Annotated in this window: 16 protein-coding genes; 7 read left to right on the top strand and 9 right to left on the bottom strand. The window is 40.7% G+C overall.

What is annotated here, in order from left to right; genetic code table 11:
- Window positions 1–6: 6 nt before the first annotated feature.
- The 4 genes from C4S38_RS01375 to C4S38_RS01360 all read right to left on the bottom strand — a co-directional run bounded on the left by C4S38_RS01375 (window position 7) and on the right by C4S38_RS01360 (window position 2,802).
- A complete protein-coding gene (locus C4S38_RS01375) occupies window positions 7–846 on the bottom strand; it encodes a class I SAM-dependent methyltransferase (protein ID WP_103982228.1) in 840 nt (279 codons plus the stop codon).
- Between the two features lie 2 nt (window positions 847–848).
- Window positions 849–2,045, bottom strand: coding sequence for a saccharopine dehydrogenase family protein (locus tag C4S38_RS01370; protein WP_099465074.1), 1,197 nt, complete (start codon window positions 2,043–2,045; stop codon window positions 849–851).
- Window positions 2,046–2,129: 84 nt separating this feature from the next.
- Complete coding sequence (locus C4S38_RS01365; protein WP_103982227.1) at window positions 2,130–2,525, bottom strand: HepT-like ribonuclease domain-containing protein; 396 nt, start codon at window positions 2,523–2,525, stop codon at window positions 2,130–2,132.
- The gene (locus C4S38_RS01360) at window positions 2,503–2,802 is read right to left on the bottom strand and encodes a nucleotidyltransferase family protein (RefSeq protein ID WP_103982319.1); all 300 of its coding nucleotides are present in this window, start codon (window positions 2,800–2,802) and stop codon (window positions 2,503–2,505) included. Before C4S38_RS01360 ends, C4S38_RS01365 begins: the two co-directional genes overlap by 23 nt.
- A gap of 366 nt (window positions 2,803–3,168) precedes the next feature.
- On the opposite strand from C4S38_RS01360, the gene C4S38_RS01355 reads away from it, so the two are divergent.
- Genes C4S38_RS01355 through C4S38_RS01345 form a run of 3 tightly spaced genes read left to right on the top strand, consistent with a single transcriptional unit; the run spans window position 3,169 to window position 6,613 of the window.
- Window positions 3,169–4,191, top strand: a complete 1,023-nt coding sequence (locus tag C4S38_RS01355; RefSeq protein WP_103982226.1) for a DUF1848 domain-containing protein — start codon at window positions 3,169–3,171, stop codon at window positions 4,189–4,191.
- A 17-nt stretch (window positions 4,192–4,208) separates the two neighbouring features.
- Entirely contained in the window at window positions 4,209–5,432 is a 1,224-nt protein-coding gene (locus C4S38_RS01350; protein WP_103982225.1) for a tetratricopeptide repeat protein, read from the top strand.
- Entirely contained in the window at window positions 5,429–6,613 is a 1,185-nt protein-coding gene (locus tag C4S38_RS01345; RefSeq protein WP_103982224.1) for a THUMP-like domain-containing protein, read from the top strand. Before C4S38_RS01350 ends, C4S38_RS01345 begins: the two co-directional genes overlap by 4 nt.
- A 56-nt stretch (window positions 6,614–6,669) precedes the next feature.
- On the opposite strand, the gene C4S38_RS01340 is transcribed toward C4S38_RS01345, so the two are convergent.
- The 3 genes from C4S38_RS01340 to C4S38_RS01330 all read right to left on the bottom strand — a co-directional run bounded on the left by C4S38_RS01340 (window position 6,670) and on the right by C4S38_RS01330 (window position 12,254).
- On the bottom strand, window positions 6,670–7,500 hold the full coding sequence (locus C4S38_RS01340) for a hypothetical protein (protein WP_103982223.1): 831 nt from the start codon (window positions 7,498–7,500) through the stop codon (window positions 6,670–6,672).
- Window positions 7,501–7,533: 33 nt separating this feature from the next.
- A complete protein-coding gene (locus C4S38_RS01335; RefSeq protein WP_103982222.1) occupies window positions 7,534–10,458 on the bottom strand; it encodes an ATP-binding cassette domain-containing protein in 2,925 nt (974 codons plus the stop codon).
- Window positions 10,459–10,583: 125 nt separating this feature from the next.
- On the bottom strand, window positions 10,584–12,254 hold the full coding sequence (locus C4S38_RS01330) for a putative transporter (protein ID WP_103982221.1): 1,671 nt from the start codon (window positions 12,252–12,254) through the stop codon (window positions 10,584–10,586).
- Between the two features lie 115 nt (window positions 12,255–12,369).
- On the opposite strand from C4S38_RS01330, the gene C4S38_RS01325 reads away from it, so the two are divergent.
- Together C4S38_RS01325 and C4S38_RS01320 are read left to right on the top strand one after the other, a co-directional pair.
- Complete coding sequence (locus C4S38_RS01325) at window positions 12,370–13,611, top strand: exonuclease SbcCD subunit D (RefSeq protein WP_103982220.1); 1,242 nt, start codon at window positions 12,370–12,372, stop codon at window positions 13,609–13,611.
- Window positions 13,608–16,589, top strand: coding sequence for an AAA family ATPase (locus tag C4S38_RS01320; RefSeq protein ID WP_103982219.1), 2,982 nt, complete (start codon window positions 13,608–13,610; stop codon window positions 16,587–16,589). Before C4S38_RS01325 ends, C4S38_RS01320 begins: the two co-directional genes overlap by 4 nt.
- Window positions 16,590–16,601: 12 nt before the next feature.
- Here C4S38_RS01320 and C4S38_RS01315 read toward each other — a convergent pair whose 3' ends face one another.
- A complete protein-coding gene (locus tag C4S38_RS01315) occupies window positions 16,602–18,890 on the bottom strand; it encodes a cation:proton antiporter (RefSeq protein WP_103982218.1) in 2,289 nt (762 codons plus the stop codon).
- Window positions 18,891–18,990: 100 nt separating this feature from the next.
- Between C4S38_RS01315 and C4S38_RS01310 the strand changes: the two genes are divergently transcribed.
- Window positions 18,991–21,051 carry an alpha amylase C-terminal domain-containing protein gene (locus tag C4S38_RS01310; RefSeq protein WP_103982217.1) on the top strand — a complete coding sequence of 687 codons (2,061 nt, stop codon included), beginning with the start codon at window positions 18,991–18,993 and terminating at the stop codon, window positions 21,049–21,051.
- Window positions 21,052–21,064: 13 nt separating this feature from the next.
- Window positions 21,065–22,039 carry a type I phosphomannose isomerase catalytic subunit gene (locus C4S38_RS01305; protein ID WP_103982216.1) on the top strand — a complete coding sequence of 325 codons (975 nt, stop codon included), beginning with the start codon at window positions 21,065–21,067 and terminating at the stop codon, window positions 22,037–22,039.
- 63 nt (window positions 22,040–22,102) lie between these two features.
- On the opposite strand, the gene C4S38_RS01300 is transcribed toward C4S38_RS01305, so the two are convergent.
- Window positions 22,103–23,038 carry a ketopantoate reductase family protein gene (locus C4S38_RS01300; RefSeq protein ID WP_103982215.1) on the bottom strand — a complete coding sequence of 312 codons (936 nt, stop codon included), beginning with the start codon at window positions 23,036–23,038 and terminating at the stop codon, window positions 22,103–22,105.
- Between the last annotated feature and the right edge of the window lie 25 nt (window positions 23,039–23,063).

Raw genomic sequence — 23,063 nt, 5'->3', positions numbered from 1 at the left:
TTTATATTATTTTACGGTTAATATAATAACATCCTGAAAGTCCAGCGGGTTCGGTTCCACCCCCGACCAGCCTCCGTAATGGATTGCTTCGGCTTTCAGTCCGTTTTTGTCCAGCATTGCGGACAGATACGATTCGTCAAACGCTATATTCGCTTCTTTCACCTTTTTATCCATCAGGCTGTAACCTTTATGCCGGTGGCAGAAGTCAAATTTAGCCTTTCCTTCCTGCATCTGCTTTTCGATGGCCGGATTCAGCAGGAAGAAAGTTACCAGGCATTTTCCCTCCGGTTTCATTACCCTAGCTATCTGCCCTAAGTAATTGTCTACATCTTCCGGTATCATATGCGTGAATACAGAAGTCAGTACAATACAATCGAACAGCTTGTCCCTGTATGGAAAGACAAAGTGCTTCGCCTCATTGTCTGTTTGCAGGTTATATAAATCATTCTTCAGGTCGATATGCAGGAATCTGAAGTTAGGGAAACGGGATGAAATATGTTTATTACACCAATCTATTCCTTTTTTTACAATGTCAAATCCCTCGTATGACCCTTTTTTATTCAGATAGCCGGTAAGAGGTACGGCCAGGCGCCCTATGCCGCAACCAATGTCGAGCACTTGTCCGTCCGGTTTCAATCTTGCGTATTTAATCAGCAGATCCATCAAATGGAGGCCTTGCTTTTTAAAGTCGCCCGATCCGATAAACACCATGCCTTTTGGGGGTATCATATCTTCCCGTTTACGCAAAATAGTATCGCATAAATCCACCGGATAGTAATAGATACGCCGTGCCGTCAGACGCATGGATGGTGTGAACGAATAATATAGTTTTCTTAGAACACTCATTCTTATAGTTCCAGATCAATATTGAATTGTTCGTGCCAAGGTAATCCTTGCTCATTCAGTTCCTTCATGAATGGATCCGGATTGAATTCTTCTACGTTCCATACGCCCGGCTTTTTCCACAGGCCTTGCATAAACAATTTGGCTCCGATCATAGCCGGTACGCCGGTAGTGTAGCTTACGCCTTGTGCGCCTGTTTCTTTGTAGGCGGCTTCGTGGCTGCAGTTATTATATACGTAGTAGGTAATCTCGTTGCCGTCTTTACCGATACCGCGAATACGGCAACCGATAGAAGTCTGTCCTGTATAATTTTCTCCCAAATCTCCAGGATTAGGCAATACGGCTTTCAGGAACTGAATAGGAACGATCTCCACACCGTTATACAAGATTGGTTTTATACTATCCATGCCGATATTCTGTATCACGCGCAGGTGGGTAAGATATTCCTGTCCGAAGGTCATCCAGAAGCGGGCGCGTTTGATAGTAGGGAAGTTCTTAACCAGACTTTCCAGTTCTTCGTGATACATCAGGTATGATTCCTTGGGTCCTACTTCCGGATAGTTTAATGCCTTATGCACGGATAACGGATCTGTTTCTTTCCATTCTCCGTTTTCGTAGAACTTACCACGCTGGGTAATTTCGCGGATATTGATCTCCGGATTGAAGTTAGTGGCAAATGCCTTGTGATGATCTCCGGCATTGCAGTCTACTATATCCAGATATTGCATTTCTTTGAAATGATGCTTGGCTGCGTAAGCTGTATATACGCCTGTCACGCCCGGATCGAAACCGCATCCCAGAATAGCGGTCAGGCCAGCTTCTTCAAAGCGTTTCTTATAAGCCCATTGCCAGCTGTATTCATATTTAGCCTCATCCAGCGGTTCGTAGTTGGCCGTGTCGAGGTAGCTGACGCCGTAAGCCAGACAAGCATCCATGATGGAGAGGTCTTGGTAAGGCAGCGCCAGGTTTACAACCAAATCAGGTTTGAAGGAGTTGAACAGGGCAACGAGTTCTTCCACGTTGTCTGCATCCACTTGTGCTGTCTGTACCTTTACATTTTTAATATCTGCAGCAATCTTGTCGCATTTACTTTTCGTACGGCTTGCTACCATAATGTCGGTAAAGACATCTGCATTCATCGCTATTTTCTTAACAGCAACGGTACTTACGCCTCCAGCACCAATAACTAATACTCTTCCCATTTACTTAAATAGAATTAAACTTGATTGTTAATATATATACAGTTTACCGGTCGTAAACCAAAGGACAAATATACAATATTATATTTAGATATTTGCAGTAGAATTATCAGAAATGATTTGCCGTATCGTTCTTTGAAGTACGGGAATGTCTTGCTTAATGCTCTCGAAAATAACTTCGGCATCAATTTCAAAATAGTGGTGAGAAATGATGTCTCTCATTCTCATAATGCTTTTCCAGTTTATTTCAGGATATTGTATTAATAATTTCTGTTCGGTTATTTTATCGAGGTTCTTAACCATTTCACCTATAACCTGAAGGCGCATGCAAACGCTGTCCAGTAAATCTATACCTGAAGGTGTTTCCAGAAAGTCGTTAACAGAGCTGAGGGAAGATGTACGTCTTAGAACATGATTGATGGATATATCGATGTTATTCAATGTATCGATAACCCATTCTTTATTGTATTGCAATTCCTTCATCTTGTATTTCTTTTAGCAATAATTTATTCATCTTATCTCTGATGCGTACAAGATCTACAGGGCGTTCCAGCAGTCTTTCCAAGTCATTTTGGATTTGACCTATAATTGATAGAGTAGGAGTATTATCTGCCTGGTAATAAATATCTACATCGCTCCCTTCTTTTTGTTCTCCTCGTGCTACGGATCCAAATATTCCCATGTGCGAAATGCCGTACTTGCCTGCATTTTGCTGCATGTATTCTTTCAGGATGGATATATATTCGGCTGTCGTTTTCATCTTCAAAATAAGCTGATGTACAGATACAAATATCCAAACTATTTTTGGAATTACCAAATAGTTCAGGTTCTTATTCGATAGGTTCTATGGTTATATCAGAAATGATTTGCCGTATCGTTCTTTGAAGTACGGGAATGTCTTGCTTGGTCAGTCAACTCTCTTCCTGGTTTATTAAATGTCTTAAAAGTTTTATTAGGACGAAACAAAAGTTTCTCCCTGATGAAACAAAAGTTTTGTCCGGGGAAAACATATCTGGGGGAATGAAAAAGATATACGGCTTTACTAACTTGAAGGCAAATAAATAGCGTACAAAAGTAATAAAAAGATTACTTTTGTATTTACAACTGTTGTAATGACCAGGATAGGATGGCATGGAATAAGGTGAAAATAAGATTGGAGAATGGGGAAACGGCGGATGCGCTGGCTCCCGTAATCGTGTCTGCCAGCCGGGCGACAGATATTCCGGCTTTTTACACGGATTGGTTCTTCAGTCGTTTGCAAAAGGGATATTCCGCCTGGATGAATCCATTCAATGGCGTACGGTCGTACGTGTCTTACCGGGACGTGCGGGTAATTGTTTTCTGGTCGAAGAACCCGGCTCCGTTGTTGCCGTATCTGGAGGAATTAAGACGGAGAGGCATACATTGTTACATACAGTTCACCTTAAATAATTATGAAGGAAGCGGCCTGGAACCTCATTTGCCTTCACTGGAAGAACGTATTGCCACGTTTCGCAGTTTGACGGATGTGCTGGGAAAAGGAAAAGTGATCTGGCGTTTTGATCCATTGGTTTTATCCGACCGGATGGATGTAGATGATTTGTTGGAGCGTGTACGCGTGGTTGGCAACCAATTGCATGGATATACTGACAAGCTGGTGTTTAGTTATGCCGATATTTCGGTCTACCGGAAAGTCGCGGCCAATCTGGATCGTGAGGGCTTTCTCTACCGCGAATTTACCGAAGCGGATATGCTTTGTTTTGCCAAAGGCGTTCATCTTCTGAATGAAAAGTGGAACTATGATGTGGCTACCTGTGCAGAAGAAATATCTTTGGAAGAAGATTATGATATATATCAGAATAAGTGTGTAGACGATGATCTGATGATTCGCTACTTCTCGGAGGATAAAGTGTTGATGGAGCATTTGGGGGTGGAGTGTATTCCGGGCGATCTGTTTCATCCGGAGGATATAATACGAAAAACAAGAGACAATAAAGATAAAGGACAACGCCTGCATTGCGGGTGTATTACCAGTAAAGATATCGGAGAGTATAATACCTGTCCGCATCTTTGTGCCTACTGCTATGCTAACAGTTCGAAGGAGAAGGCGCTGGCAAACTGGCGTTGTCATCAGCAAAATCCGTATTCGGAAACGATTACCGGACGTTAAACGCAAATGAGAGGGACATGGATGCACAATTGCTATTGGAAGAGAATACGGTTTATGCCTATATGCTGCGAACGATAGGCAGACCTACTTTTGACAAGGTTCGCCAGTTGGTGGTGGATTTTGTAGGCAAACTGAGCGAAGAAGATAAGGCTGATCTTTACAGACGTCTGGGGAACGGACGAGATATGCTCGGCTCGGAAATACTTCTTGCCTATTATCTTTATTCGTATGGAAAGATGCATCTGGCAAAACTGAACTACGCCTTTGATCAGCTACCTCCCATATTCTGGGAAAATAAGGTGGATATTGTAGCTTGGGGATGCGGACAGGGACTGGAAGTAATGGCTTATGCCGATTACTTGCAATTGAATGGGCTTGCGGCAAACGTTACTTCAATAACTTTGATAGAACCATCGGAACTTTCTTTGAAGCGGGCAGCTTTGCATGCACGTCTCTTTTTCCCGGATGCAGAGGTTCGGACGGTTTGTAAATATATAGAAGATTTATGCAAAGAAGACTTCCCCGAAAGACAGACAAGCCTTCATCTGTTTTCAAATATTCTGGACATAGAAGAGATAGATTTGTCTCAGTTGACGTGTCTTATAAAGTCCATCCGGCAGGGAGGAGACTACTATGTTTGTGTAAGTCCTATATATAATAGTTGCGGCGGTGGAAGAGTGTGCGAAGATACATGTCGTTTGTCTTGCTTCGCAAAGGAACTGGATGTTGATCTTCTCGCAAGAAAATGCATTCGGGAGTTGGAATACGGCGGCACTAATCCATGTACTATGAATGTTCAGGTTCTTACCTGCGGTGCGATTTCTGCCGGGTTGCAGGAATTGATGTATAAGGCCAACACCGGAGACATGGATGCCCAATATGAATTAGGATTGACATACGATGCAGGGAAAGAAGTTGCTCAAAACTATATCCTGGCAGCTAAATGGTATAAAAAGGCAGCTATGCAGGGTGACAAGCGTGCTCAGTCTGTTCTGGGAGTTATGTATGAATATGGGCGGGGTGTTGCTGCGGATATGAACGAAGCTTTCCGTTTGTATAGTTTGTCTGCAGTTCAGGGTGATACGTGGGCTATGGGCAATCTGGCGGATATGTACGAATTTGGAAAAGGAGTGGAGAAAGATATGGACGAAGCCATACGTTTATATAAATTATCGGCGGCGGATGGATATGAATTTGCACAGAATGCACTGAAACGTCTGGAAGGAGAGGTTGCACAATGAAGTTGAATGAAAAACAGAAACAATTTATCCGGGAGCATGCGGCAGATGATCTGTCGCGCTTGTTGTTGTCTGCGTCTAAGTATTCCGCGCAGAATGTTCCCTTTTTGATAGAACAAATAGCAGCACGCAGACAGATACGTGAAAAGTTGCCTTCGTGGTATGAGAATGATGAATTGCTATTTCCTGCTCGGATAGCTGTCGAACAATGTTCGTCCGAGCTTACGGCTTCGTATAAACAAGAGCTGGTAGAAGCAAGTGAATGTTTGTGCGATTTAACAGGTGGATTAGGAATAGATAGTTATTTCTTCTCCCGGAAGGTGAAGAAACTTACCTATATAGAACGTTTTGCCGCCTACTGTGAGGTGGCAAAGCATAACTTTGAAGTATTGGGAGCCGATAATATAGAGGTTATTAATGCCGACATTGCCGAATATTTATTGCAATTGCCTCCGGCGGATGTCTTTTATATCGACCCTGCCCGGCGTGGAGAGAGTAATAAGCGGGTGTTTGCCTTGCCCGATTGCGAGCCTGATTTGCCAAAGTTGTTGCCGTCCTTGCTTGAACGTGCTCCGAAGGTGATTGCCAAACTGTCTCCTATGGCGGATATTCAGTTTACGTTGGATTTGCTTCCCGGAACTACAGAAGTGCATGTTATTTCAGTAAAGAATGAATGCAAAGAGTTGCTTTTTGTAGTGGAGAGAGAAAATAAAAAGGATAGTCCGCAGATCGTTTGTGTAAATTTTGCAGGTAGCGGACGGAAAGAATTGTTCTCATATGCGTGGCATGACGAGCGGGGTGTGAACCTGTATCAGGCGGATCGGGTAAAGCACTATTTATATGAACCGAATGCCTCGATACTGAAAGCTGGTGCGTTCCGGATGACAGCTTTCCGCTTTGGACTGGAGAAGCTGCATGCAAGTAGCCATTTATATACGTCGGATAACCTTAGGGACGATTTCCCCGGCCGCCGTTTTGTGGTGGATGAGGTGATACCGTTCAGTAATAAACAATGTAAGGCGCTGTCTAAAACGATCCCGCAAGCCAATATCACAGTGCGCAATTTCCCTCTATCCGTAGCCGAACTCCGTATGCGGACAAAAATAGCCGATGGCGGTGAGGTCTATCTTTTTGCCACTACGCTGGCGGACGGCGTGAAGGTGTTGGTAAAGTGCCGTAAATAAAGAAAGCCGGCTGAATCTCAACCGGCTTCCCTGATATTGTGTAATTAGCTATAGACTTACTTCAATAAGTTGGTACGCATAGCTTCGATGTCTTTTTGAGCGGCACGAGCAGCATTTACAGAAACTACCATTTCTTTCAGCGGAGCAATAGTTTCACCCAGTTGGCTCAAATCAGGATAATACTTAGATAAATCGCCTACAATCTGCTGTAGTGTATCCAGACGTTTGATCATATTGTCGCTTAAACCTGCAGAGATAGCGTCGCCCTTTACAACTAAGCCCGGATTAGCTAATAAATAAGCATATTCAACCGACATTCCGCCTAATAGTTCGATTTCGATGTCTGCTTTGTCGTTTTCCATCATAGCATCGATCAGTTTATCTTCCTGAGCCTTCATAAAAGCATTAACTTCTTCCTTGCTTGCATTGGCAGGAGCAGATTCTTTCATGATATCGATAACGAATGGAATATTCAGGTCTGTAGTCAGCTTTACTAAAACGTTTTCAACGTCAGTCGTCGGCTTTTTCATTGCTTTCAGAATATTCAGATCTGCAAAGTACATACCGCATGCGCGCGCTTTCTGAGCCTGTGTTGTCAGTTCTGAAGCTTTGCTTACGGGCAACATAAAATCTGTATTGGCAACAGATACCGTTACTTCTCCGGTTGCCAGTTTGTAAGCTAAATCAGATTCGGGCATGTCTTTAAGAAACTGGGAAACTTCTACTTTAAGTTCTTCGGTAAGCAGGTTTTTTGAGACTTCTCCGGCTATAACAGCCTCTTGTTCTGTCTGAGCTTCGGCTTCAGCTTTCTTTGCACTGCTATTACAAGAAGCCATTCCGAATAAAAATGCTGCCACGGTTAGCAGACTTACAAAACTCTTCTTCATAATGATATCAATTTAATAATTTTATATATGTCTTTAATAGTCGTTGTTCTTGTTTAAATACTTGCCTGGAAACTCTGCGAAGATAGATATAATTACCAATAAACCAAAGATTACTAACATTAATAAATTAAACGAAAAAGTAGAAAACAGGATTCCGGCTACTTTTTTCTCATAGCTGTAGAATGGTGCGCGTCCCCAATTATTGTCAGGTTCCATGTATATTTGTCCTATTTTCGGATAAATTCTATGATGGGCTTCTTTGTAAAGCCGGTTGCTTGTTGTATTCAGTACCAGCTCTTCCAATGCTTCATTGTGATGCTCCTTTTTAAGGTTGGCGAACCAGTCGGCTCCTTTCTCATTAATAATTTCTCTTTGAACTTTACCTAATAAAGCGGTGAAATTGTCTGATCTTGTTTTCAATGCTTTTTCTGCTTTATTTAAATAGGCATTGTAGCTGTCTTTTGATGAATATGGTTCTATTCTGGCTGCTCGCCCTAGAACTAACAATTCGTTTTCAATGGTTTTTATCTTGTCTTTTTTTCCACTATCGGATAACTCTGTTTGTTGTACTAAATTTCTTACTTCCGGTAAATGGATGTTCTGATAATACTGTGAGATAAATTTCTCTTTTTCAATATAGAATAAGGATTGATTATACGCATTGTCGCAGAATTGCTCAACAGCCAATGCTTCAAATGCCCAGCGGGAAGGTATGATTTCTCCGATAAGCGGCACGATGTTGCGGTTGGCAGCCTGTTTACTTAAATCATCGAACTTAACGACTAGCCCGCATAACAATATTTGCGGGATAAGCAGAAGCGGGATCGTAATGTATATGGCTACAATTGTGTTTAGTGTTTGTGATAAGATTAATCCTGTCAGGTTCGCAAGGAAAGAGGTTGCCCACAGGATGATCCACCAGATAAAAAACATTTCCCATCCGATCCCAATCAGTGTATTTCCTACCAAAATAAACAAGAGACTTTGTATGGCAGATATACAGAACAGGAAAAACATCTTGGAAATGAGATAGCTTGGACGGCTTAACCGTAAGAAGCGTTCCCTTTTCAACAATGTCTTGTCTTTTATTATTTCTTCCGCACTAATACTCATTCCGATAAATGTGGCAACAATAACAGACATGAACAGGTAAGTTACCAAGTTTTTATTGGTAAGCAAAGTGTAGCCTTCATCTGTCTCGTAGCGGGTGAGCAAAGCCACAATTACGGCAAGCAACGGAGCTTCCAGCAAAGCAATGCATAAGTATTGCTTGTTTGTCAGTTTGGTTTTAATATTTCTTTCCAGGAAAATGAGAAATTGCTTCCAGGCGGACGGCTTTTGCTGTCTGTTTGGAGGTAAAGGCAGAACCTGGGGACTGTTGAATTCCGGTCTGGATGCTAAATAGAGTTCGTGCCATTCTTTTGCTGTCAGTTTGCGGATATTTGTTTGATTACCCGTGTCGTCGATCTTTTTGGCATCTATAATGTTCAGAATCAATTCGGGATTTACGTTACCGCATGTACTGCAGACACTGATGTCCTGGTCTGTGTAATTGGCAACTCGTTTAAAGTATGTGATGGCTTCAATCGGGTTTCCATCGTAAATAGGATAACCTCCTGTGTCGAGCAACCATAGACGGTCAAACAATTTATATATCTCTGACGATGGCTGATGGATGTTCACAACAACTAATCTCCCCCGGTGTGTCTGTTCTTTTAAAAGCATCATCACTTTTTCCGAATCGGAAGACGAAAGCCCGGATGTGGGTTCATCTAAATATAAGATTGCCGGTTCACGTATTAACTCCAATGCGATGTTTAATCGTTTCCGTTGTCCTCCGCTGATTGTTTTCCGTATAGGAGAGCCTACTTCCAATGATTTGATTTTCAATAAATCCAAATCATTGAGAATAGAGTTTACTTTTTCTTCTATCTTTTTGTCATTCAGATTGGCAAAACATAGCTTTGCCGTGTACCAGAGATTTTGGAATACGGTTAATTCTTCAATCAATAAATCATCCTGAGGCACAAAACCTATCAGTCGCTTACAATTCTCATCACTCAAAGGATGTCCGTTCAAACAGATAGAACCTTGCTGAGGAATGATGTTCCCGTTAAGGATACTGAGCAGGGTGGATTTACCAACCCCACTTCCTCCCATAATGGCCACTAATTGTCCGGATTCGAGGTTGAATGAGAAATTATGCAATCCGTTTTCGCTGTTTTTAAAATGGAAATCAATATCGCGTCCGGCCAGCACGATATGTTCGTTATGTTCGTTTCGGTTGAATGCTTCTTGTACGTCGCTATAATAAACCGGAAGAAATAACGGACTTTTGATGACACTGCTTCGTTGCCAACTGTAGAATATGCCGGCAGTGGCAGGTATGTCATTCATAAATACCTGGCTGTTTCCATAATAGGTGAAAATCAGTCTGTCGAAACCGGATAACTGCAATACGCGTATTTCACCTTCCAACCCTTTACGCTGTATGTGATTGTCATTGTTAGAAAGCGGGTCATTGCTAATTGTCAGTATATAGGGTGAGTAACTACCGGTTACGAATGCGAGTAGCGTATCATATTCTTCTGAACTGATGTTGAATATCGAGGAGATCTTTCTGAAAACGGATAGATTATCGGCGAATCCTTCGCTGTTACTATGGGCAAATTCCATAAACCTGAGTAACAGCAATATTTGTTCTTCTGCCATTAACTTAGGTTTTAGTTGCGTGCATACATTAATAATTACATTTTCCTTATCGATATCAAAATCAGGATCATTATATACACTTTGCAACTCGTCGTATAATTCGATATATTCTTTGTGTGAACGGATTCCGAAATGGCTGGAAAGATAAGTGTGTACAGCTTGGCGTGCTTGTTCCGTCCCAATTCTTGCCAACGATGCAAAAATGGCAAACAGATTTAGTAGTCCGTTCAGTATTGTCTCATTCATTTAGGTAAATACTGTCATTTTATTTCAAAAGCATGTGCAAATATAGATGATATGTAAGAAATATTGCCAATAATCCTGATATATTTTTAATAAAAGATGAATGTCAAAGATCCAGATTACTACCGCTACGTAAATAACATGATGATAAGTTGTGCTGATATAACCCGTATAAACATGGACAGCGGATATACGGTAGCGTACGAAACAGATGGTTCGTCTCCTTCCACTGTCGTATTAGCATAACTCAATGCCATAGGGTTAGCCATGCTTCCGCAAAGCATACCTATATTATTGGCGTAATCTACTTTAAAAAATTGGGATGCAATGAAACCTACTATTAAAACAGGTACAATTGTGAGCATAAAACCTATTCCTATCCAGAGCAATCCTTCTGCCCGGAACACTGTTTCAAAGAAATGTGCTCCGGCATCAATACCTAGCCCCGCCAGATAAATGACGATACCGAATTGCCGCATCATTAAGTTGGCACTCTGGGTTGTATAAGTGGTTAAATGGAATCTGGGACCGAAAGCGCCCATAAGTATACCTACTATAATTGGTCCTCCTGCAATGCCTAGCTTTACAGGCGTGCTTATTCCCGGTATGGAAATAGGAAGGGAACCAAGTAATACACCGAGGAAGATTCCAACAAATACGGCAATAAGGTTTGGATTATCCAAGCGCTTAACCTCATCACCTAATATTTTCCCTACTGTATTTACAGCGTTGGCTTCGCCCACGATGGTTAGTTTATCACCAATTTGAAGGCGCAAATTAGAAGAGGCTAGCAAATCTATACCTGCACGATTGACACGGGTTATATTAATTCCATATAAATTGCGCAACCGTAAAGAACCGAGCTTAACTCCGTTTACCCGGTTTCGGGTTACTAAAATACGGCGTGAAATAAGCTGACTGTCTATAGCATTCCAATCAATATCCTCTTTGTTCCAGTCTACATTTTCCTGTTCTCCAAATAACGTTTTGATTGTTTCTACGTCTGATTTTACAGAGATGATCAGTAAATGATCGTGTTCTTTTAATTGGAAATCGGAAGTGGGGATACTTACTTTTCCATTTCTCCATACGCGGGAAATAACAAAGTGTTTTCCCGTTAGCTTCATTACTTCCAGAATGCTTTTGTTGTATATGGAAGGATTGCAGACTTGAAATTCGGCTACATAAGTAGTGGTATCTTTTGTTTCTTTATGTATGTTGTCCGATTGGTTGGCAAACATTTTTCGTAATATGATAATTGCCAGTATAACGCCGATGACTCCTAACGGATAAGCTACAGCGCATGCTAATGCCATATCGGTAACGCTTTTTGAATTGGAGGGATCAATTTGCAATAGAGCTTGTTGGGCTGCACCCAATGCGGGGGTGTTGGTCACAGCACCGGATAGTAGACCAACCATATTTGATAAAGATATACCGGTTACCCAATGTAATGCAAGAGTCAATAATATTCCCAGGAAGATAACGGCTATTCCCATCATATTGAGTTCCACTCCTCCTTTTTTCAGGGAAGAAAAGAAACCGGGGCCAACCTGTAATCCAAGTGTGTATACGAAAATAATTAATCCGAAATTCTGGGCGAACATCAACATGTCCTTATTTACCACGATACCGAAGTGTCCGGCCATAATTCCTGCAAAGAATACGAAAGTTATCCCCAGAGATATTCCGAAAATCTTTTGTCTTCCCAAATACAGACCAACGGCAGCAACAAGGGAGATTATTATGATCGCCTGAATCATTGTCGGTGCTAAAAAATCTTCAATCAACCAATTCATTCCTGTTCTGTGTTATTGATGGCCGCAAAGATAGGCGAGTTTTCTGGATAATTGCCGATTTGTCATTAACTTTGTAAACTCAGAAAAGATTTTATACTGTAAAAACGGACAGGATATGGCATTGAAGTTGATACATACGGCCGACTGGCATTTAGGACAAACCTTCTTTGGTTATGATCGTGATAATGAACATGATGCTTTTCTTTCATGGCTCGTTGATACATTAGATGATCAGCAAACGGATGTTCTTCTGATTTCGGGAGATGTATTTGATGTTGCTAATCCTTCGGCAATGGCACAACGCCGTTTTTTCCGTTTTTTGAAAGAGGCAAATCATCGTAATCCGGAATTACAAATTGTTATTACTGCCGGAAATCATGATTCGGCAGCTCGTCTTGAAGCTCCGGTTCCTTTATTGGAAGAATTAAGGACTACTGTTATTGGAATTATTAAGCGGAAAGAAGATGGTGAAATTGACTTAGATTCATTGATTATACCATTATACAACCGGAAAGGAGAACGGCAAGCATTGTGCCTGGCTGTACCATTTCTCAGACAAGGCGATTATCCTTCGTCAGAAGAAGGGCAAGATAATTATGTGGCCGGAATAGACAGGATGTATAACCGGCTTTATTTGTATGCGGAGTCTATACGGCTTCCGGGGGAAGCAATTATTGCTATGGGACATTTGCATGCAACCGGAGCCGAGTTGTCGGATGATGACAGAAGTGAACGTATTATTATGGGAGGGTTGGAATCTGTTTCGGTCAATACTTTTAATACAGGTTTAGCTTATACGGCTTTAGGACATATTCATAAAGCCCAAAAAATAGGTAGTCGCGATTCTGTACGTTATGCGGGAAGTCCGTTGCCTATGTCGTTTTCGGAAACGAACTATCGGCATCAGGTCGTTTCCGTTACTATTGAACGTGGAAAAACTCTGTTTATAGAACCTTTGGCTGTGCCTGTAGTGACCGAGTTGTTAAGAATACCGCCTTCTGCTGCTTCTCCCGATGTTGTGTTAGCGATGTTAACAGAATTGCCCGATGCGGAGAATAAGGACAATAATACAAATCCTTTTCTGGAAGTACGTGTTTTGCTTACTGAACCGGATCCGGGTTTTCGTCATCGGGTAGAAGAGGTGCTTGAAGGAAAAGCGGTTCGTTTAACCTCTATCGTTCCTTCTTATCCGGAAAGTGAAGGCGAAGACGATTTCCGTGCTCTTTCTTATAATGATTTGCAGAAAATTGATCCGACGGATATGTTGAAACATGCTTTTACTGCTAAGTATGGCGGCGACTTACCTGAAGATATGGAACAATTATTTAAGGAGGTAATGCGGGAGGTTGCTTTATGAAGATATTAGCGATACGCGGGCGTAATCTGGCTTCGCTTGAGGGTGAGTTTTCTATAGATTTTACGGTGGAACCTTTACTGTCAGCCGGTATATTTGCTATCTCCGGTCCGACTGGAGCAGGTAAATCTACATTGTTGGATGCTATGTGCCTGGCTCTTTTCTCCCGTACTCCCCGTACGGATCAGGCAAAAGAAAATAATGTGAGATTGAGAGATGTAAATGAAGATGTTCTGCCTCAGGGAGATCCTCGTTTTATACTACGGAGAGGAACAGCCTTTGGGTATGCGGAAGTAGATTTTGTTGCATTGAACGGCTTTCGCTATCGTGCACGCTGGTCGGTTGCCCGTGCCCGTGATAAAGAGAGCGGACGTTTACAAAATCCCAAAACGACACTTTTTAATCTGGATAAAGAGACGGAAGAACAAGGAACCCGTTCAGATCTTCAAATACGAATTGTCGAACTGATAGGTCTGACATTTGAGCAGTTTACCCGTTCCGTTTTATTGGCGCAGAATGATTTTTCCACATTTTTAAAAGCGGAACAGGGAGAAAAAGCTTCATTACTGGAAAAATTGACAGGTACAGAGCAATTTTCTGCTATTTCACGTTTGATTTTTACGAAGAATGCGGAAGCCAGGGAAACTTATGAAAAAATATGGGTTCAGATGCAAAGTGTAGAAATACTGGCAGAGGAAGAGGTACAGGCTTTTGAAAAGCGTCTTTCTGAAGTTGAACCTTTGCTATTGCGCCTTGAAAGCGCTAAGGTGGAACGGCAACACTTACAAGATGCAGTAAAGTCGGCCGAACAGCAGATTGCAGGGAAACAGATACAGCAAAAAGATATTTCTGATAAATTGACTCGATCGATTGAACTATTGGAAAAATCCCGTAAAGACTATGAAATAGCCTTGGAAAAACAACAAAAAGCAGAGTTTCTTTATAAAAGTCTTCAACCGGAGTTGCAGCAGGCCCGTAAATTAGATGTACAGATAGAAACTGTTTTGCGTTCTTTTTCAGAAGCGGAGCAACGTTTGAAAGAAGCAGCCCAAAGTAAAAAAGAAGCGGAAAATAAACTTTTTGATTTGCAAAAGAAAGAGAGACAAGGACAAGAAGAAATAGAAAAACTGAAAGCTTGGCGGGAGAAATATAAGGGAAAAGCCGGAATTGCCGAACAGCTTCCCGCTTTACTTTTGCATTTGGATGCAGCTTTTAGTGCTCGTCAGTCTTTCGAGAAATCAGCGCAATCTATTTTAGTCTTTAAACAACAGATAGACCGGCTGGATATAGAATTAACAACATTGAATGTTTCTATAGGACAACATCGCTCGGATTTGCTGAAAGTGGAAACTGAATTGAATCAGATTGATATTTTACTGAAACAAATAGATACGACAAGCCTTGATAAATCAATAGATGAAGCTCGTTCCGAACGTGAACGTTTATTGGTAGAACAGGCTCAGTTTGTTACTACCGGTGATATTAAAGCATTACGGGATAAACTTTCTGATGGAACTCCGTGTCCGGTTTGTGGAAGCAAGGAGCATCCTTATGCATCCCACGAGACTGGAGAAAAATTACTGGCTTTAGCCAAGGGAATTTCGGATATTACAATACAAATTCAGCAGCTGGTTAAGCAATTGGAAACTTATACTGCCAACCAGAAGCGGCAAGCTTTATTACAACAGCGCCAACTTCAGTTACATAAACAGATAACGGAGAGCGAAAATGTACGAATTGGCATACTGAATCAGCAGAAATTAGTTAATACTCAAATATCTCATGAGGAAGCTCTATCCGTTGAACATCAGGAAGTGCAGAGTCGTTCATTACTTGCTGCTAATCAGGTTTTTGGTAGTGATTCATGGCAGCATGCCTGGCAACAGAATCCGGAAGCATTCCGTAAAACATTGACAGATTTTTCCCGTCAGTGGCGTAATAATGAAGAATGTTTGCAGCAGTTGGAACGGCAACAAGGAATATTAAAGGCCGAATGTGAGTCGCATAGCACTTTTCTACCCAAGCAAATAGCACAGTGGAAAGAGTTCGGGATGATTTTTCAAAAACATCGGGATGATTTAAAAAATCATCGGGATGATCGTAACCGTTTATTATCGGGACGATCTGCTGATGAAGTGGAGCAAGAATATGTGCGCAACATGGAGGAATTGAAAGAGAATTTGAAAAAACTACAATCTATGCAGGTTGAACAGTCAGGGATTGTTGAACAATATAAAGGTGTCACGGAACAGATTACAAAAGATTTAGCAGATACTTCTGTTATGCTATCGGAGAAAAAAGCGGCATTGGAGGTTTGGATTAATCAATATAATGAATTATCCGGAGGTATTTCTTTAGAGGATGCTTTGACTCAGGCATCAAAAGAAAAAGCAGAATGTTCATTCCGTTTACGTACACATGCTGAGAATTTACAGAAAGTAGCAGGTCTGAAAGATGAACTGGATAAGCGCTCTGTTATTAGTGAGCGCTGGGCTAAATTAAATGATCTGGCCGGTTCTTCGGATGGTGCTAAATTTCGCCGGATAGCTCAGGGCTATACTTTGGATGTTTTACTGAATTATGCAAATGTTCAATTAAGAGGGCTTACCAAACGCTACCGTTTAGAGAGGGTGCCTGGCACGTTGGCTTTGCAGGTGATAGATCAGGATATGTGCGATGAGGTTAGATCTGTCCATAGTTTGTCTGGTGGCGAGTCATTTTTAGTCTCCTTGGCTTTAGCTCTTGGTTTATCTTCTCTTTCTTCAAATAGAATGAATGTTGAAAGTTTGTTTATTGATGAAGGTTTTGGTTCTCTGGACTCCGAAACTTTGCGCGTTGCCATGGATGCCTTGGAGAGTCTTCATACGCAAGGCCGGAAGATTGGGGTTATTTCTCATGTGCAGGAAATGACGGAACGTATTCCTACCCAGATTCGGGTACAACGGAGTGGAAACGGACGAAGCTCTTTGAAAATAATGTAGTTCTATGGCGGATTATTTACTTAAAATTAATGTTGAAGGCATTTTTTGAAGCGCTTTTTTACGATGTTCGGATATATCATTCCATGTGGCATAGCTTACCAGCATGAAATTGTGCCCATTGAAAATCTCAGGGGTTAAATCTTTATTGGGTAATAATGTAGCCTGTTTAATAGTTTCTGTAAATTCATTAAGCTTCTGGTTGATAGTTTCTATACCTGGAGTTGTACTGCTTGCCTGGTTAACGATATTAACCGAACCATGAGTTGTTTTTAGTAATGTCCGGGCATAGTCAAGCAAGAACAGATCATCAGCCGAATTAATGATAATAATTATGTTTGTTGCTTTTACAAAGCCTCTGTTAATGAATACTCCTACAGGACAATCGCTTTGTTCGATAAACATTTTAGTTTTATCTTTTAATAAAGCTCCGGGATAAAACCATGATTCAGGCGCTTTGAATCGTTTGAAGAAACGATTGTAGAAAGAGGTACGATAACGATTGGCATCAATATCCGTGGGTAAATCACTCATTGAGATACCGGCACCTACCAATAAGAAATCGTAGCCTTCATTATTCACAATGTCGCAAATATCCTGGCTGGCGTTTGTAGATACTTCATACCGGGTCTGGATAGGAATACCCAATTTTTGTGCTCCGTATAGGATTGGCCCAAAACTAACTTCTTCGAAATTATCGGTATGTAAGGGGTTTATATCAGAACCAACAGTTAAATGAAGTGCTGTAATTTCTAATTTGTTTTTTCCGTGAGAAAACATTTGGTGGGCAACATCCAGCATAATCTGGCCATTGCTTGCACGCCCGAACGAAAGTAATACTTTAAAAATTCCTGCTACAGCTTCAACATGTTTATGTTCGATAATCTTGTCTCGCGTTTTATAGCAGAATTTGATAAATGAAATTAACGGAGTCGTCATGAACGTGGTCACCAGAGTCATGAGTACCAACATTACGAAAATAGGAGGCGGAAGTATCTTCATTTCATAACCGATCGTAAGTACTACCAGTTCCATTAACCCGCGGGTATTCATTAAAGCTCCTATATAAAGACTATCTTTCGTGCTTTCGCCTACGAAACGGGCTGAGAAGAAAGCTCCTCCGAATTTGCCGGCAATTGCTACTAATATAAATATACCGCACATGCGCCATAGGTCCGGGCTGTTTAATAAACCTATTTCCGTACGTAGCCCTGTTGAAACAAAAAATAACGGAAGGAATAAAGCAAGGGAAACATCTTCTACTTTCTCCGTCATAATTTTGCGGAATTTTATATTGCTTGGCATTACTACCCCTGCAATGAATGCGCCGAATAATGCATGCAACCCTAGTATTTCTGTCAGATAAGATGATATAATGAGCAATAAGAACATGAAGGCTACCAACCCCTTGTCTATGACTTCTTTATTATGATATATATGTCCTACCATACGTAAGAAGGGGCGTACGGCGAAAAACATGAATGCGATATAAATAATAGAAAAACCAATGTTGTAAATGGCACTTAACATTGTTCCTGCCTGGGCAATAGCTACAACAACCGCCAGAAGACACCAGGCTGTGATATCTCCGTTGGCAGCACTAGCCAGTGAAATGGTTCCCAAATGTGTTTTTGTAAGACCTTTTTCCTGGATAATACGGGCCAGTACAGGGAATGCTGTGATACTCATTGCAATTCCTATGAATAAAGCAAAGGACAGGAATGGGGTGTCTTTGTTTGCATAGGAGCCATATACATAATATGCAGTAAGCATTCCAAAGAAAAAAGGTGTTATTGTGCTTGTATGGCTGATAAGAATTGTTTCTTTCAGTTTTTTTCTTACTTCGGTTATATCCAATTCCATACCGATAGCAAACATAAATAGTATTAATCCGAATTGGCTTAATATGTTGATATTGGCAAGGGAATCCAGGGGGAACAGGAAATTGGAAACATCTGGCAATAAATGTCCTAATATAGACGGGCCAAGAACGATACCTGCAACAATCTCGCCGATAACCGTAGGTTGGCCTAATTTCAAAAATAGCCAACCGAATAGCCGGCATGTAAGCAAAATCGTGATAATTTGAAGAAGTAAGATTCCAATAGGAGTTTCTATATGATGAACTAATAATGTGGAAAATAGAGAAAAGCCTTCTTGTAGGTTTCTGGGGGCATCGTATGCTGAAGTGATTGCACTTTCCAGTTGCTGGCTTTCTCCTTCCTTTGCAACTAAGTACATTAACGAACCGAAAATAAGAATCATCAGTAAGTAGAATGCTATGCTCTTCGTCCCTTTACTCATCAGCCATACGGTTTGCTGCAAATATAAGAAATATCCTTATATTATCTCAAATAGTATGTTTTTTTCTTTTATCTTTGTCCAATAACCAATCAATTAAATCATGGAGTCACTAAATCTGATAAAAAATGATCCATGGCTGGCACCTTACAAGGCAGCCATAGAAGGACGATATCAATATGTTGTTGATAAAGAGAAGAGTCTAACAAATAACGGTAGACAAACTTTGTCCGAACTTGCTTCCGGTTACCTTTATTTTGGATTACATAAAGTTTCCAAAGGATGGATATTTCGTGAATGGGCTCCTAACGCAAAGGCTATTTATCTGATTGGAACTTTTAACGGATGGCAGAAAGATGACAGGTATAAAATGAACCGTCAGGATAATGGTGTTTGGGAAATTGTTTTGGAGGAAGGTTTGCTTCACCACGAAGATCTTTTCAAATTATTGGTAGAGTGGGATGGCGGCAGTGGAGAACGTATTCCTGCCTGGATTCGCCGGGTTGTACAAGATGAACAAACAAAGATTTTTAGTGCACAAGTATGGGCTCCTGAGAATCCGTATAATTTTAAGATTAAAAAATTTAAACCAAACACTGCTCCATTGCTGATTTATGAGTGCCATATAGGTATGGGGTCAAGTGAAGAAAAAGTTGGTACATATAGTGAATTTCGTAAAAATGTATTGCCCCGTGTACTGAAAGACGGATATAATGCTATCCAGATAATGGCTATTCAGGAACATCCGTATTATGGTTCGTTTGGCTATCATGTAAGTAGTTTCTTCGCTGCATCTTCTCGCTTTGGAACTCCGGAAGAACTTAAAGAATTGATTGACGAAGCCCATAGTATGGGAATTGCTGTTATTATGGATATTGTTCACAGTCATGCTGTAAAGAATGAAATAGAAGGATTGGGGCGTTTTGACGGCTCTTATAATCAATATTTTTTGAGTGGCGAGCGTCGTGAACACCCGGCTTGGGATTCTCTTTGCTTTGACTATGGTAAAAATGAAGTCCTTCATTTTTTATTATCAAACTGTAAATTCTGGTTGGAAGAATATAAATTTGATGGATTCCGTTTTGATGGTGTAACTTCAATGTTGTACTACAGTCATGGGTTAGGAGAGGCATTTTGCAATTATGGAGATTATTTTAACGGTCATCAGGATGGAGACGCTATTGCTTATCTTACGTTGGCAAATAAGTTGATTCATGAAGTAAATAAAAATGCTATTACCATAGCAGAAGAAGTAAGTGGCATGCCGGGGCTGGCCGTTAAATACGAAGATGGTGGCTATGGTTTCGATTATCGTATGGCAATGAATATTCCGGATTACTGGATCAAGACTATTAAAGAGAAGAAAGACGAAGATTGGCATCCGTCTTCAATCTGGTGGGAGACGACAAATCGTCGTGCGGATGAAAAGACAATTAGTTATGCCGAAAGCCATGATCAGGCCCTTGTAGGGGATAAGACTATTATTTTCCGTTTGATTGATGCCGAAATGTATTGGCACATGCAGAAAGACGACCATAACTTTATAGTAGAAAGAGGAATTGCTCTTCATAAAATGATTCGTTTATCTACAGCCTCAACTATTAATGGTGGCTATCTTAATTTTATGGGGAATGAATTTGGCCATCCGGAATGGATTGACTTTCCTCGTGAGGGAAACGGGTGGTCATATAAGTACGCTCGCCGTCAATGGGGTTTAGTTGATAATCCGGATTTAAAATATCATTTTTTGGGTAACTTCGATGAGGAGATGCTGGCTTTGATCAGTAGTGTGAAGAATTTTCAGGATACTCCGATACAAAAAGTTTGGGATAATGATGGCGATCAGATTTTAGCTTATATGCGTAAAGATCTTGTCTTTGTCTTTAACTATAACCCTACAAAATCATTTACAGATTACGGCTTTTTAGTTCCGAAAGGAGAATATGAGGTTGTATTGAATACTGATGCTACACGTTTTGGAGGTTTTGGTTTATCAGATGATAGCATACGCCATTTTACACAGTTTGATCCTTTGTATAAAGGAGAGAAAAAAGAGTGGCTTAAAATATATATTCCCGCTCGCTCGGCAGTGGTTTTAAGGAAAGTGAAGGCGAAGGCTACGACAGCTAAAGCTAAAACAATAAATAGTAAAACTAAAAAATAAAAACACGTATTTTATGTTGTATCCGCTTACGTTCGAACCAATCCTTAAAAAGATTATTTGGGGTGGTTCTGATATCTGCCCGTTTAAGGGTATTACACCGATACAGGATGGTATCGGGGAAAGTTGGGAACTTTCTCATGTTGAAGGTAATTATTCTATTGTTGCCAATGGTAAATTAAAAGGTTTTTCGCTGGACGAATTGATCCGTAGATATGGCAAACAATTGTTGGGAGAAAAAGTTCTGGAACGATTTGGTACTACTTTCCCTTTGTTGATTAAGTTTATAGATGCCCGCGATAACTTATCCATACAAGTTCATCCGGATGATGAGTTGGCCAAAAAACGTCATAACTCTTTCGGAAAAACAGAAATGTGGTATGTTATTAATGCGGCTAAAGATGCTGCTTTATATTCAGGTTTTTCTAAGCAAATAGATGCAGAGGAATATGTGAAACGGGTTGAAAATAACACTATAATGGATGTGTTACAGCGTTATGAGGTAAGCCCGGGTGATGTGTTTTTCTTGCCGGCGGGACGTGTCCATGCTATCGGAGCCGGTTGCTTTATTGCAGAGATACAACAGACCAGTAACATAACTTATCGTATATATGATTATAATCGTAAGGATGCAAATGGCAACGGTCGTGAGTTGCATACGGAATTAGCGAAGGATGCTATCGATTATACATTATCCCCTGATTATCGTACGCATTACAAAGCGCATACAAATGCAACGGTAGAGTTGGCAACTTGCAAATATTTTACAACAAATTTACTTGATTTGGATACGATCATGGTTCGTGACTTTTCCGAACTTGATTCTTTTGTTGTTTATATTTGTATGGGAGGTAAGGCCTCAATTAGAGATGGTAAAGGCAATGAAATTTATGTTCATCAGGGACAAACCGTATTGATCCCTGCTGATACGGAAGTTGTTACAATATCTCCGGCGCCGGGTGCTAAGTTAATGGAAACTTATATAGAGTAATATCATAGTAAAGAAAAGGGGAGTTGATATTAAATCAGCTCCCCTTTTTGACTTGTATTTTGCTTAAACCCATGGATATGGCATTTTTATAATTCCGTTATACATAAAGCGATAGGTTGGGACATCAATACCCAATTTATCTGCAGTATGGACTACATAACCTGTTAACGTTTCCAGTTCTGTAGGTTTACCGGCCAAAAAATCTGCATGCATGGATGTTGTAGCACCGGCGGGCATCATTTTTTGTGCTTCGATAGAAGCATATACGATATCGGCAGGTAAGTGAATGCCTTTTGCTTCCGCTACACTTTTCAATTCATTACCTAATGCGATGAACATATCATAATGTTGTTCGATAACATCTCTTATATTCTGGTTGAAAAAGGTTGTAATAGTTGCAGCAGTAGAAATCATCAGAAACTTTTTCCATAACCTTAAATCTATATCGTCGGGGTTGTAAGCATTAATCCGTGAGTAAGTTAAAAGTTGGAGCAATGCTTCTTGTTTTGCTTTGTCTCCGTCTTTTGATCCGAAGAAAATTTTTTCTTTACCACTGAATTTATCTATATATCCCGGTTTTATTAATCGTGCTCCTATATAGGTACAACCTTTCCATACGGATTGCCCCGGTAATAGTTCCTGTATCTGTTCTGTTATATTAACGCCGTTAAGTAATGGAATAATGACGGTTTCAGGCCCTAATAAAGGCTTTAGTTGCTCGATGTTTTCTTTCAGGTCATAACTTTTTGTGCAGCAGAATATGTAATCTACCGGTCCTATTTCAGCCGGATTATCGGTTGCAAGAGTAGGAACCGCTACAAGAGTGCGTATGCCGGTTTTTATATGTAGTCCGTGTTCTTTAATAGCACGCAAGTTTTCACCCCGGGATATAAAGAAAAAATCTGCAATTTCTTTGTCTTTATACCGGGTGGCCAGCATACCTCCGTAGTAACCGCCTACGGCTCCGATTCCGGAAAATGCAATTCTTAATTTACTCATAATTATCTAACTTGTATTATGCAAA

Origin of the sequence: Parabacteroides chinchillae, from assembly GCF_900108035.1 — a bacterium.
GTDB lineage: Bacteria > Bacteroidota > Bacteroidia > Bacteroidales > Tannerellaceae > Parabacteroides > Parabacteroides chinchillae.
The sequence above is the reverse complement of the archived record's forward strand: the minus strand, read 5'-3'. Positions and strand labels throughout refer to the sequence as shown.